A 13,294-nucleotide genomic window follows, 5' to 3' on the forward strand; every position below is an offset into this window, starting at 1 on the left:
GCTTTGGCCGGTGCAATTGGCCCCGGAGCCGTTCAGTGCCGGTGGTTAGGCTGGAAAAATCGGACGCATATTTCCTGCGGCCGTCCCGATCATGTGAGGTGGAAACGGTGCTGCTGGCCCTGATGCAGGCGAACGCCCGCGTACTCGACGTGGATGCAAACTGCGCCGCCCTGGATGCGGCTGCCCGGGCGGCCAGCGCGGAGGGCGCATCAGTTCTGGTGACCCCTGAACTCTTCCCCGTTGGCTACGCCCCGCTGAGGCTCCGCGCGGAACTGGACCCTGCCACGCTTCCCGCCATCAGGGAGACGCTCGCCGCCATCGCCGTCCGCCACGGGATCGCCCTGGTGTACAGCCTTCCGTCAGTCGGCGACGGAGGCCGTTGGCACATCACGTCCACGCTGGTGGACGCCACCGGGGCCGAGCTTCTTAACTACGCGAAGGTGCACCTCTTTGGTGATGACGAACGCGCGGCGTTCAGCCCCGCGGAGGCGGGTCCCGCCGTCGTCGACTTCAACGGCTTCCGGACGTCCATGGTGATCTGCTACGACGTGGAATTCCCCGAAACGGTCCGGGCCGCGGCAATGGGCGGCGCAGAATTGCTCCTGGTGCCCACCGCGCTGGCGCATGGATTCGAGAGCGTTCCCCAGCTACTGCTGCGAGCCAGGGCACTGGAAAGCCAACTGACCATCGCCTACGCCAACCACTCCGGAACCGAGGACGGCTGCGAGTTCCTCGGCGGCAGCGTGATTGCCGGACCGGACGGTTCGCTGCTGGCCGCGGCGGGGCCAGGAACCGAAATCCTGTACGCCGAGGTGGACCCGGACGCCGCCCGAAATGCCCGTGACGTGGTGCCGTACCTCCGTGAACGCCGCCCCGACCTCTACCGGTCCTGGGGCATCTGAGGCACCCCGGCCTCCATGCCGTCCACGTATTGCAGGGCAATCCACAGTTCAGCCCGGACCTGGGCGGAGCCAAGGTCCATGGCCAGCAGTTCGGCCAGTGCATTGATCTGGCGCCGCACGCTGTTCCGGTGCAGGCTCAGCACCTTGGCTGTGGCATCCCAGTTGCCATTTTCGCCCAACCATGACTTCAGGACAGCGAGCTGGGAGCTCCGGCGGTCAGGCTCCTGCGCCAGGACCGGTTCCAGCAGCCTGGCGGCAAGCATGGTGCCGGCGCTGCGGCCCAACAGTCCAGCGACGGTCCACGTGACTTCATCCACCCGCACGCTTTCTCCGCTTGCCTGGACGCGGGATCGCAGCGACGCCGCGCGCTGGTAGGCGGCAGGAAGGCCGGCCATTTCGGTGGGATCGCCCACCACCAGGCGCCAGCCCAGTTCCTCCACCTCATGCAACAGCGTGTCGTCCACTTTGAACCGCGTAACGGCGGCAAACCCGTATTCCGTCAGTTCCACCATCTTCGTGTCGAAGAGCCTGCGCCACTGCAGCAACTCCCTGACCGGACCATCCGCCGACGCAGGCGCCGACGCATCCGCCCGAATGCCCAGCACCACCCGAAGGGCACCGGACCGGGTTCCGGAAACGCTTTGGGCCAGGAGGTCCCTAAGGACGTTCAGCTGCCGGGTTGAGCCGGCGGTCAGGCTCTCCGGATGCAGCAGGAGTGCCGTTGCCAGCTGGCTGGGGGCGAGCGAGCCGCTGGTGCGCTGGCGTACCAGCAGTTCCAGCAGCCCCACCACCGATGACACCACGCTGTTCTGGGCCGGAGTCAGCGGCCTGTCCGTGCCAAGGATGAGGGCCCCAAGGGTGGCGTCCTTGGTGCTCCGGAGCGGGTGGCCAAACACCAGGGCTGACCCGTTCGCTGGCAACGAGTCCGTCTCCACCCGCGGTCCGTTGCCTGCCATTAGCCGCTTCAGCATGGGCTGCAGGGCGGAAGGTTCGACGGCGGCACCATGGCCGGTCCCGCCGATCCCGGCCGCTGCCGCTCGGGCCCGCACCCGGCCGTCCGCCCCGAAAAGCTGGGCCCATGCCGGAACCCGCTGTGCCAGCGCGGACAGGAGCTCGTGCTCGGGCCTGGCCGACAGTACAGCCCGCATCAGTTGCCGGTTGGTCTCCGCCAGCTGACGGAAGACCCGTGCATTTCCGGATTCCAGGAGCTGGGAGAACTCCAGTCCGATGGCGGCGAAGGGGACGCTGTGAGGAATCCTGACCAGGGTGAGCCGGTGTTTCCGGCAGGCTGACAGCACGTGGTCCGGGACGGCGTCGAAGTAGGGCTCCAGGCCAAACCCCAAAGCGGCGACGCCTGCGCCGACCAGCCGCCGGACGTACGCGTCCGCCCGCTCCTTCGTGCCGCCGTCATCCAGGAAAGGCAGGCCCGCCGTCAGGACAAACTCCCCATCCAGCAGGTAGGGCGTGGGATCCTCCAGCTCGCTGGGCTCCACCCAGCGCAACGGTGCGCCGGAATTGCCGGCATCGTGAAGAACGGCTACGTCCCGGGGGAGTGCTGACAGGAACTGGCCCAGGGTCACCGCGTCTAGGTGTTCCGCAGTATCAGATTGCATGGAAGGACCCCTGGCCGACGTGTCCGGCGCTGGCGATGTGTGGTGCATTACGTCTCATGATTGAAAACTATAGGTCACTTTGCACATCCCTGAGATGCGGCTCACACCCCTACGCTGGATGAGGGAAACCGACAACTACTCACGAACGGACGTCAACGATGACTGTGCCAACACTCTCCGGACCTGCCACGGGCCGGACTGCCGGCCGTCCTGGGCTGGGCGCGCAACTGCTGCGCCGTAAGCCGATCGGACAGATGGTCAGCGAAACGGAAAGCGGCCAGGGCGGACCGAAATTGGTCCGCAGCTTCGGAGTCCTGCAGCTGACCATGATCAGCGTCGGCGCCACCCTGGGGACCGGGATCCTGGTCATCCTCGGCGAATCCGTTCCGCTCGCCGGCCCCGCCATCTGGATCTCGTTCGCGATCGCCGGGTTCGCCGCGCTGCTTTCAGCCGTGTCCTATGCGGAAATGGCGGGCATGGTCCCCGTCTCCGGTTCCAGCTATTCCTACACCTACGCCACCATGGGCGAAGGCATGGCCTGGATCTGCGGCTGGTGCCTGGTCCTCGAGTACGCCGTCTCCGTAGCAGCCGTTGCCGTGGGCGCGGGCCAGTACGTGAACGAGGCCCTGGCCGTGTTCGGGCAGGTCCTGCCCGACGCCGTGTCCCAGCCCCCGGGCGACGGCGGCCTGGTCAACATCCCGGCCATGGTCATCGTGGTGCTGGCCACCATCCTGCTGATCCGCGGAGCCAAGGAAAGCGCCTGGATCAACACGTCCATCGTTGTGGTCAAGGTGGGTATCCTTCTCTTCTTCTGCGCCGTGGCCTTCACCGCCTTCAACGCAGGCAACTTTGAACCGCTCTTGCCCATGGGCGCCGCCGGGGTTTCCGCTGCCGCGTCCCGGGTGTTCTTCTCCTACATCGGCTTCGACGCCGCCTCCACCGCCGGCGAGGAAGCCCGCAACCCCAAGCGCGACCTGCCCCGCGCCATCATGCTCTCCATGGTCATCGTCACCACCATCTACGTCCTGGTAGCGGTCGCAGCCATCGGCGCCCGCCCGTGGGGGTGGTTCGACGGTACCGAAGCCACGCTGGTGAAGATCCTGGAGGAAACAACCGGCCAGCCGTGGATCGCCCTCGTCTTCGCCGTCGGCGCAGTCCTAGCCATCGCCAGCATTGTCCTGACTGTCCTCTACGGCCAGACCCGCATCCTGCTCTCCATGTCCCGCGACGGCCTCATCCCGAAGATCTTCGGCCGCGTCTCCCGCCGGACTGGCACCCCCGCGGCCGGCACGCTCCTGGTGGGCGCCGCCGTCGCCGTCACCGCCGGGCTGGTCCCGCTCGGTGCCCTGGCCGACGCCACCAGCATCGGAACCCTGTTCGCCTTCGCGCTGGTCAACGTGGCCGTGATCTACCTGCGCCGCACCCGGCCCGAACTGGAGCGCACGTTCCGCGTTCCGCTCTTCCCCCTGACCCCGATCCTCGGCGCCCTGATGTGCGCCTACCTCATGGCCAACCTCGGTGCCGACACTTGGGTGACCTTCGGAATCTGGATGCTGGTGGGCGTGGCCGCCTACTTCGGCTACGGGCGGCGGAACTCCAGGGTAGCGGCGCTGAGCCATGAGGAATACCGTGAACTGAGCAGGCCGGAATCTTCAACGCTGTCCACCCTCGAACAAACGAAGGCAGAGCTTTCATGACCGTCGCCACCGAACTCCCGGCTTCTGACCCATCCAGCACCCAGGCTGGCCCCATCACCATGCTGAACCCCGATTTTCCGTTCAGCTACGACCACTACCTCGCCCACCCGGCAGGGCTCGGTGCGGTTCCGCCGGAGCTATATGGCACCGAAGTGGCGGTTGTCGGTGCGGGGCTTTCGGGCCTCGTCACGGCGTACGAACTGATGAAGCTGGGCCTGCGCCCTGTTGTCTACGAAGCGGACCAGATCGGCGGCCGACTGCGGACGGCCGGTTTTCCGTCCGCTCCCGGCGTGGTGGCCGATCTTGGCGGCATGCGGTTCCCCGTGTCCGGCAGGGCCTTCTACCACTACGTGGACCTGCTGGGGCTGGACACGCAGGATTTCCCCAACCCGTTGGCACCCGTCACGTCAAGCACCGTGATCGAACTGGCCGGCCAGAAGTACTACGCAGAGACTCCACAGGACTTGCCGCCGTTCTTCCGCGAGGTGGCCGATGCCTGGAAGGCGGCAGTGAACGACGGCGCGAAGTTCGTCGAAATGCAGGAGGCCATCCGGGCCCGCGACACCGGCCGGATCAAGGAGCTCTGGAACGAACTGCTGCCGCTCATGGACGAGCAGACCTTCTACGGGTTCATCGCCGGGAGCCAGTCGTTCAAGGAAGCCGGCTTCGCGCACCGTGAAGCCTTTGGCCAGGTGGGTTTCGGCACCGGCGGCTGGGACACAGACTTCCCCAACTCCATCCTGGAAATCCTCCGCGTGGTCTACACGGACGCAGACGACCAGCACCGGCTCATCAGCGGGGGAGCCCAACGGCTCCCTGAGGGACTGTGGCAGCACGCGCCGTCGGGCATGGCGCACTGGCCGGACGGAACGTCCCTGGCGTCGCTCCACTCCGGATCGCCCCGCGGGGCTGTCGGCAAGATCAGCCGCGACCCCGACGGCGACCTCCGGATCAGGGAGCGCTGGGGCCGCGAGGCCAGCTACCCTGCCGTGGTCACCACGTGCCAGTCCTGGCTGCTGTCAACGCGCATCCACACAGAGGAGGCGCTGTTCCCGGCGGAACTGTGGACCGCGATCGAGCGCTCGCACTACATGCAGTCGTCCAAGACGTTTGTGATGGTGGACCGTCCGTTCTGGAAGGACATCGATCCGGACACCGGCCGCGAGGTGCTATCCATGACCTTGACGGACCGGCTCAACAGGGCCACCTACCTCCTCGATGACGGCCCGGACAAGCCGGCCGTGATCCTGCTGTCCTACACCTGGAACGATGACGCGCTCAAATGGCTGTCCCTGGATGCCGACGAGCGGGTTGAGCTGATGCTCCACTCCCTGGAGCAGATTTACCCGGACGTGGACATCGCCAGCCACATCGTGGGACAGCCCATCACCGTTTCCTGGGAAGCCGATCCAAACTTCATGGGTGCCTTTAAGGCGAACCTGCCGGGGCATTACCGGTACCAACAGCGGCTGTTCACGCACTTCAAGCAGGACAAGCTGCCCGAATCCCAGCGCGGGATCTTCCTCGCCGGTGACGATGTGTCCTTCACCGCGGGCTGGGCCGACGGCGCCGTGACCACCGGCCTGAATGCGGTGTGGGGTGTGGTGAACCACCTGGGCGGTTCGGCGGCGCCGGGCAACCCCGGTCCGGGCGATCTCCTGGACGCCATCGGACCGATCGCCCTGGACTGAGGGTTAGGGGCGGGTGGGGACTAGCCGTGCAGTTCCCGGTGCGCGCGGGCCAGTTCGACGTAGCGGGCGGCGTTCTGCTTCACGCCGTCGAATTCCTCGTCGGTGAGTTCCCGCCGCACTTTCGCGGGGACGCCGGCCACGAGTGACCGGGGCGGCACCACCGTGCCCTCCAGGACGACGGCGCCGGCCGCCACGAGCGAGCCGGAGCCGATCACCGCGCCGTTCAGGACGGTGGCGCCCATGCCGATCAGGCAGTCGTCCTCCACGGTGCAGCCGTGGACGACGGCGGCATGCCCCACGCTGACCCCTGCCCCGACCGTGCAGGGGAAGCCCGGGTCCGCGTGCAGCACCACGTTGTCCTGCAGGTTGCTGCCGGAACCCACCGTGATCGCGGCGGTGTCAGCGCGGACGGAGACGCCGTAGAACGCGCTCGAATTCTCAGCGAGCGTGGCGTTACCGATGATCGATGCGGTGGGGGCAATAAAGGCGGAATCGTGGACAGCCGGTGTATTGCCGGCGAAATCGTAAAGGGGAGCCATGGGCCAAGCCTAGGACATCCGCCCCCGCTAGTTAGTTGGCCCGGGGGTGCGGAGGACCAGGAACTGGTAGTGCTGCGTCCAGTTGCCGGCGCCCGGGCCGGATTCCTCGCCCGTGCCTTCAGGCCAGGTGACAAAATCCTCAATCACGCCGTGCCGTCCGAAGACCTGCCGCACTGTGTCGTCGCTGCGCCGGCTGAAGAACCGCCGGGGTACAACGTCGTCCTCCGGGTTCAGCACTTCTTCGTCGTCACCGGACCAGAGGCCGACGGCGATGGGTGCGTTGGGTGCCGTGACGCGCACCAGTTCGCGCAGCACGCCGTCGATATCAGCTGCGGGGATGTGCAACAGCGTACTCATGGACCAGGCCGCAGGAAACGCGCCATCGGCGAAAGGCAGCCTCCGGGCGCTCGCGACCGAGACGTCAAGCCCCCTGGACCGGGCCTGCCGGACCTGCTCCTCGGCGAGATCAACTCCGGTGTAGTGGATGCCCGCCTGGACAAACTTCAGGCCGTCCAGGCCGGCACCAGTGCCGACCTCCAGGACGCCGTGGCGGCCTTCGGATTTCAGCAGGCTGATGAACCGATCGCGCTCAGCCACCCGCCGCGGTGCAAGGGGATGATCCCAGCCGGACGCCGCACGGCGGTTGTAGAACTCGGCGAGGCGCTGCTCGTTGCCGGGTTCCTCCGGTCCAACCTCAGATGCTGCGTCCATGCTGGTCCCCGTCCGTAAGTTGAAGCGCCTCAGGTAAGCGCCTCAGGTAAGCGACTGTCAGTTGAAGACCACTGTCCGGTTGCCGTCCAGCAGCACCCGGTGCTCGGCATGCCATTGGACGGCCTGCGTCAAAGTGCGGCCCTCCACGTCCCGGCCCATCTGCACGAACTGCTCAGGGGTGCGGGCGTGGTCCACGCGAATGACTTCCTGCTCGATGATGGGCCCTTCGTCCAGGGCGGCGGTGACGTAGTGCGCCGTCGCGCCGATCAGCTTAACACCGCGGGCGTGGGCCTGATGGTACGGCTTGGCGCCTTTAAAGGACGGCAGGAACGAATGGTGGATGTTGATGGCCTTGCCGGCGAGCTCCGCGCACAGGCCATCCGAAATGATCTGCATGTAGCGGGCCAGGACGGTCAGCTCGACATCATGCTCGGCCATAAGGGCGCGCAGCTTGTCCTCGGCCTGGGCCTTGGTGTCCGGGGTGACCGGGAGGTGGTGAAACGGTATGCCGTAAAACTCGGCCAGCCCGGCAAGGTCGCGGTGATTGGAAACGATTGCGGGGATCTCGATTGGCAGGGTGCCGGAACGCTGCTGGAACAGTATGTCGTTGAGGCAGTGCGCGGACGTGCTGGCCATCAGCAGCGTGCGCACTTTCTGGCCCACAGGGTTGAGGCTCCACTGCATGCCGAAGGAGTGGGCCACCGGCTCAAGGGCCGCCTGGACTTCGGCACGGGAAGCCGTCGTCGTCGCTTCCACCCGCATAAAAAAGTTGCCGGTTGCGGGGCTGCCGTACTGCTGCGAGTCCAAAATATTACAGCCCGCCACCAGGAGTGCTCCGGCCACCGCGTGGACAATTCCGGGGCGGTCCGGGCAGGACAGGGTCAATACGTAGGCTCGGTTCAGCTGTTCTTCAGTCACGCCTACAAGCCTACCCGCGCGGTACGCCCGCGTTTGGTAGTCTGGTGGGGTCGCAACTGGCGTTGGGTGGCTAACCACCAGGGAGTGGCAATCACGAAGACCACGGATCGTACGCCTGGGCCGAGGGTCATGTCTTACCGGAGCTGCACCTTTCAAGGATGTGGTTCATTTTCACGCCCTGTCATCAAGGGGCGGTGATGTGCGCCAGCCGGTAGCCTGACCTTAGCAGTGCCCGTATCCCTAGCCAGGAGTTTTTCGTGACTACTACCGCCACCACAACATCCGCCGTCAGCAACCAGTCGCTGGCCGAGCTCGATCCCGAAATCGCAGCAGTCCTCAGCCAGGAACTTGGCCGCCAGCGCGGCACCCTGGAAATGATCGCCTCTGAAAACTTCGCCCCGCGCGCCGTGATGGAAGCCCAGGGCTCGGTCCTGACCAACAAGTACGCCGAGGGTTACCCGGGCCGCCGTTACTACGGCGGCTGCGAATATGTGGACATCGCCGAGCAGCTGGCCATCGACCGCGTCAAGGCACTGTTCGGTGCCGAGTACGCTAACGTCCAGCCGCACTCCGGTGCACAGGCGAACGCCGCAGCACTGTCCGCCATGATCACCCCCGGTGACAAAATCCTGGGCCTCTCACTGGCCCACGGCGGCCACCTGACCCACGGCATGAAGCTCAACTTCTCCGGCAAGCTCTACAACGTGGCTGCCTACCAGGTGGAGCAGGACAACTTCCGCGTTGACATGGATAAGCTGCGCGAGCAGGCCATCGCCGAGAAGCCCCAGGTCATCATCGCCGGCTGGTCCGCCTACCCGCGCCACCTGGACTTCGCAGCCTTCCGCTCCATCGCCGATGAAGTGGGCGCGCTGCTCTGGACCGACATGGCACACTTCGCCGGACTGGTGGCTGCAGGCCTGCACCCGAGCCCGGTGCCGTACTCCGACGTCGTCACCTCCACCGTGCACAAGACCCTCGCCGGACCCCGCTCCGGTGTCATCCTGGCCAAGCAGGAGTGGGCCAAGAAGATCAACTCCAACGTGTTCCCGGGCCAGCAGGGCGGCCCGCTGATGCACGTCATCGCGGCCAAGGCCGTGGCCTTCAAGATCGCCGGCACCGAGGAGTTCAAGGAGCGCCAGGAGCGCGTCCTCGAAGGCGCCAAGATCATTGCTGACCGCCTCAACCAGGCCGACGTCGCCGAAGCCGGCGTCTCCGTCCTGACCGGCGGCACGGACGTGCACCTGGTCCTGGTGGACCTGCGCAACTCGCAGCTGGACGGCCAGCAGGCCGAGGACCTCCTGCACTCAGTGGGCATCACCGTGAACCGCAACGCGGTTCCGTTTGACCCGCGCCCGCCGATGGTCACCTCCGGCCTGCGCATCGGCACCCCGGCCCTGGCCACCCGCGGCTTCGGTGCCGAGGAGTTCACCGAGGTGGCCGAGATCATCGCCACCGCACTGAAGGCCGGCTCCGCCACGGACGTGGACGCCCTTCAGTCCCGCGTGGACAAGCTCGCCGCCGATTTCCCGCTGTACCCGCAGCACGAACAGTGGTGAACCGCGGGCCTCACGCCTAAGTCGCCGCACTGACAGGGCACCCGGAAACTGATCCGGAACAGCCGACGGGATCCGCTGCCGCACAAACGGCGGCGGATCCCGTCGGCATGAGCCCACCAATACCGCTCACCACCAGAAAGAGCAGATGGAATGACACAGTCCACCGCACAGATCCTTGACGGCAGGGCCACCGCCGCAGCCATCAAGGCAGAACTGACCGAACGGGTGGCGGCCCTAAAGGCCCGCGGCATCGTTCCCGGCATCGCGACAGTGCTCGTGGGTGCGGACCCGGCCTCGCAGCTGTACGTGTCGATGAAGCACAAGCAGTCGGTGGCGATCGGGATGAATTCGATCCAGCGTGAACTACCCGGGGACGCCAGCCAGGCCGAGGTTGAGGCCCTCATTGACGAACTCAATGCGGATCCCGACTGCCACGGATACATTGTGCAGTTGCCGCTGCCCAAACACATTGACACGGACGCCATCCTCGAGCGGATCGACCCCGCCAAGGACGCTGACGGCCTGCACCCGACCAACCTCGGCCGTCTCGTGCTCAACGTCAACGGCCCCATCGACACGCCCCTGCCCTGCACACCGCGGGGTGTCATTGAGCTGTTGCTGCGCAACGGCTATGACCTCAAAGGCAAACACGTGGTGGTGGTTGGACGTGGCGTCACGATCGGCCGGTCCATTGGCCTGCTGCTCACCCGCCGCGAGATCAACGCCACCGTGACCCTGACCCACACCGGCACCACCAACCTGTCGGAGCTGCTCCGGCAGGCCGACGTGATCGTGGGCGCGGCCGGCGTGAAGCATATCGTCAAGGCCTCGGACGTGAAGCCTGGCGCTGCACTGCTCGACGTCGGTGTCACGCGTGAGACCGACCCTGCCACGGGCAAGAGCAAGGTCCACGGCGACATCGACCCCGCCGCGGCGGAGGTGGCCGGCTGGATTTCCCCGAACCCCGGCGGCGTTGGCCCCATGACGGTGGCGCTCCTGATGACCAACGTGGTCGAAGCCGCCGAACGCCAGGCGGGCCTCGCCTAGTCCCGGGCGCAGAACAAGTAACGTCCGACGGCGGCGCGCACCTTCCTACGGGAGGCGCGGGCCGCCGTCGGGCCTTAACGGCAGGGCGTGATGTTCGCCGGCGGAAGAAGGTGCCTTGGTGCGCCGCGGCGTTTGAGACAATGGACCCATGCAATCACTGGGTAATCCTCAATCCCCGTCCGGCCGGTCCAAGAGCGGCTTCTCCATGCTCCGGATCAGCGGCCCGGGAATGATGGTTTTTGTCATCGCCTTCCTGGTTGCCGTGATCTTCGCGGCCAACCAGAACGACGTCGTGGGCTGGGTTGTGGCGGTCATCGCCGCCTTCTGGCTGGCCCTCGCGGCCTTTGTGGTGTTCAGCATCCAGAAGGCCGCCAAAAAAGCCGGCGCTAAGCTGACGGAAGCCCAGAACGCCTTCAACAGCGCAGCCGGCCGTGCGCCGTCGTCGTCCTCTGCCGACCACGGCGGCACCCGAGTGGTGTACGAACGCACCGAAGCGGACGAGGTCCGCGATCTCAAGCTGGACCACTCGTTCAAGATCGTCCAGGTGCAGATCCAGGTGGTGGAGAAGGAGCGCGCCAAGGGTGAGGCAGCGGACCAGGATACGATCCGCCGCGCGCTGGAGACCATAGAGATCACAGCCACCAACGCCCGCGACATGATCCGAGCCGGCGGCGGCACCGGCGACCCGGTCAGTGGAACCATCATCGACTAGAGTAGTGCGGGTGATCTCGGCATTGAAGAAGGACCACCTTCGCATCGCATCAGTCAACGTCAACGGCCTCCGGGCTGCCTACAAGAACGGTATGGCGGCATGGCTGGAGCCCCGCGAGGTGGACATTCTCTGCCTCCAGGAAGTCCGGGCGCCCGACGCTATCGTGCGCCAGCTGCTCGGTGATGGCTGGCACATCCTGCACGCCGAAGCCGAGGCCAAAGGCCGCGCCGGCGTCGCCATTGCGTCCCGTGAAGAGCCGCTGGACATCCGCAACGGCATCGGCGATGACTACTTCGCCACCGCCGGCCGCTGGGTTGAGGCTGATTTCAGAGTGGCCGACGCCGCGGGGAACCCCACGCAGCTGACGGTTGCCAGCGCCTACGTGCATTCCGGTGAAGTGGGCACGCAGAAGCAGGTGGACAAGTACCGGTTCCTGGATGCCATGAGCACCCGTCTGCCGGAACTGACCAAGCACAGCGACCACGCCCTCGTGGTGGGTGACCTGAACGTGGGCCACACCGAGCGGGACATCCGGAACTGGAAGGGCAACGTCAAAAAGGCTGGCTTCCTGCCTGACGAGCGTGCCTATTTTGACCGCTTCTTCGGCGAGGACATCGGCTGGATGGATGTTCACCGTGGCTTGGCGGGCGACGTCGACGGCCCCTACACCTGGTGGTCGCAGCGTGGCCAGGCGTTCGACAACGACACCGGTTGGCGCATCGACTACCACCTGGCCACTCCGGCCCTCGCCGCCGCCGCGTTTTCGGCAGTGGTTGACCGGGCGCCCTCGTGGGACACCCGCTTCTCTGACCATGCCCCGCTGGTAGTGGACTACCGGCTCTAAGCCCCGAAGGTTCTTCCCCCATGACTAGCCCGACTTCCCCGGTGACCAAAAAACGCATCCTCTCCGGTGCCAAACCCACTGCCGACTCCCTGCACCTGGGCAACTACATTGGCGCTGTCCGCAATTGGGTGGACATGCAGGCCGAATATGATGCCGTCTTCTTCATCCCGGACCTGCACGCCGTTACCGTGGACTTCGATCCCGCCGAGCTCGCCAAGCGCACCCGGGTGGTTGCCGCGCAGTACATTGCCGCCGGCATCGACCCGGACAAAAGCATCTTCTTTGTGCAGTCCCACGTCCCCGAGCACGCCCAGCTGGCCTGGGCCCTGAACTGCATCACCGGCTTCGGCGAGGCGTCACGGATGACCCAGTTCAAGGACAAATCCCAGAAGTCGGGCGCGGACGCCGCAACGCTTGGCCTGTTCGCCTACCCCACGCTTATGGCCGCGGACATCCTGCTGTACCAGACGGACCTCGTGCCCGTGGGGGAGGACCAGCGGCAGCACCTGGAGCTCACCCGGAACCTGGCCCAGCGCTTCAACACCCGCTTCGGCCACACCTTCACGGTGCCGGAAGCCACCATCCTCAAGGCCAGCGCCAAGATCTACGACCTGCAGAATCCCAGCGCCAAGATGTCCAAGACGGGCGAGTCGGCCAACGGTTCCATCCAGCTGCTGGAGGACCCCAAGCTCGCGGCGAAGCGCATCAAGTCCGCGGTCACCGACACCGGATCCGAGGTCCGATTCGATGCCGAAGCCAAGCCCGGGGTCTCCAACCTCCTCACCATCTACTCCACGCTCACCGGGAAGTCCGTGGCTGAGCTGGAGGCGGCGTACGAGGGCAAGATGTACGGCCACCTGAAAGTGGACCTTGCGGAGGTCGTAGTGGACTTCATCACGCCGCTGCGGAACCGCACCAATGAACTGATGGCTGACCCGGCCGAGCTGGACCGGCTGCTGGCCCAAGGCGCTGAGCGGGCCAGGGAAATCGCCGCTGTGACCCTTGGCCAGGTCTATGAGCGCATGGGCTTCCTGCCGTCCCTCAGCCTTGCAGGAGTCCGCTAG

General features: G+C 66.1%; 12 protein-coding genes. 8 read left to right on the forward strand and 4 right to left on the reverse strand.

From position 1 onward, the window contains the following. The first annotated feature begins 107 nt into the window (after nt 1–107). Entirely contained in the window at nt 108–902 is a 795-nt protein-coding gene (locus ACZY0Q_RS11750) for a carbon-nitrogen hydrolase family protein (RefSeq protein WP_463917018.1), read from the forward strand. On the opposite strand, the gene ACZY0Q_RS11755 is transcribed toward ACZY0Q_RS11750, so the two are convergent. Next, nucleotides 881–2,515, reverse strand: coding sequence for a PucR family transcriptional regulator (locus tag ACZY0Q_RS11755; protein ID WP_463917020.1), 1,635 nt, complete (start codon nt 2,513–2,515; stop codon nt 881–883). The two genes, ACZY0Q_RS11750 and ACZY0Q_RS11755, sit on opposite strands and share 22 nt — an antisense overlap. A 158-nt stretch (nt 2,516–2,673) precedes the next feature. On the opposite strand from ACZY0Q_RS11755, the gene ACZY0Q_RS11760 reads away from it, so the two are divergent. Both ACZY0Q_RS11760 and ACZY0Q_RS11765 read left to right on the forward strand, forming a co-directional pair. Beyond that, entirely contained in the window at nt 2,674–4,212 is a 1,539-nt protein-coding gene (locus ACZY0Q_RS11760) for an amino acid permease (protein ID WP_463917023.1), read from the forward strand. Further along, nucleotides 4,209–5,903, forward strand: coding sequence for a flavin monoamine oxidase family protein (locus ACZY0Q_RS11765; RefSeq protein WP_463917026.1), 1,695 nt, complete (start codon nt 4,209–4,211; stop codon nt 5,901–5,903). The genes ACZY0Q_RS11760 and ACZY0Q_RS11765 overlap by 4 nt, the downstream gene beginning before the upstream one ends. A gap of 20 nt (nt 5,904–5,923) precedes the next feature. Here the strand turns inward: ACZY0Q_RS11765 and ACZY0Q_RS11770 are convergent, their stop codons facing one another. From ACZY0Q_RS11770 to purU, 3 genes are read right to left on the reverse strand one after another with little or no spacing between them, the layout of a single operon-like run. Further along, a complete protein-coding gene (locus ACZY0Q_RS11770; protein ID WP_463917029.1) occupies nt 5,924–6,442 on the reverse strand; it encodes a gamma carbonic anhydrase family protein in 519 nt (172 codons plus the stop codon). A 27-nt stretch (nt 6,443–6,469) separates the two neighbouring features. Next, the gene (locus tag ACZY0Q_RS11775) at nt 6,470–7,153 is read right to left on the reverse strand and encodes a class I SAM-dependent methyltransferase (RefSeq protein WP_463917031.1); all 684 of its coding nucleotides are present in this window, start codon (nt 7,151–7,153) and stop codon (nt 6,470–6,472) included. A 57-nt stretch (nt 7,154–7,210) separates the two neighbouring features. After that, nucleotides 7,211–8,071, reverse strand: coding sequence for a formyltetrahydrofolate deformylase (gene purU / locus ACZY0Q_RS11780; RefSeq protein ID WP_463917034.1), 861 nt, complete (start codon nt 8,069–8,071; stop codon nt 7,211–7,213). A gap of 257 nt (nt 8,072–8,328) precedes the next feature. On the opposite strand from purU, the gene glyA reads away from it, so the two are divergent. The 5 genes from glyA to trpS all read left to right on the forward strand — a co-directional run bounded on the left by glyA (nt 8,329) and on the right by trpS (nt 13,294). Then, nucleotides 8,329–9,627 (forward strand): serine hydroxymethyltransferase, encoded by a 1,299-nt coding sequence (glyA, locus tag ACZY0Q_RS11785; protein ID WP_463917037.1) that lies wholly within the window; start codon nt 8,329–8,331, stop codon nt 9,625–9,627. A 150-nt stretch (nt 9,628–9,777) separates the two neighbouring features. Next, complete coding sequence (locus tag ACZY0Q_RS11790) at nt 9,778–10,674, forward strand: bifunctional methylenetetrahydrofolate dehydrogenase/methenyltetrahydrofolate cyclohydrolase (protein WP_463917040.1); 897 nt, start codon at nt 9,778–9,780, stop codon at nt 10,672–10,674. A 148-nt stretch (nt 10,675–10,822) separates the two neighbouring features. Then, nucleotides 10,823–11,386, forward strand: a complete 564-nt coding sequence (locus tag ACZY0Q_RS11795; protein ID WP_463917043.1) for a hypothetical protein — start codon at nt 10,823–10,825, stop codon at nt 11,384–11,386. 10 nt (nt 11,387–11,396) lie between these two features. Further along, the gene (locus ACZY0Q_RS11800) at nt 11,397–12,230 is read left to right on the forward strand and encodes an exodeoxyribonuclease III (protein ID WP_463917046.1); all 834 of its coding nucleotides are present in this window, start codon (nt 11,397–11,399) and stop codon (nt 12,228–12,230) included. A 20-nt stretch (nt 12,231–12,250) separates the two neighbouring features. Beyond that, on the forward strand, nt 12,251–13,294 hold the full coding sequence (trpS, locus tag ACZY0Q_RS11805) for a tryptophan--tRNA ligase (protein WP_463917049.1): 1,044 nt from the start codon (nt 12,251–12,253) through the stop codon (nt 13,292–13,294).

The sequence above is a fragment of the Pseudarthrobacter lactosi genome, assembly GCF_055412785.1.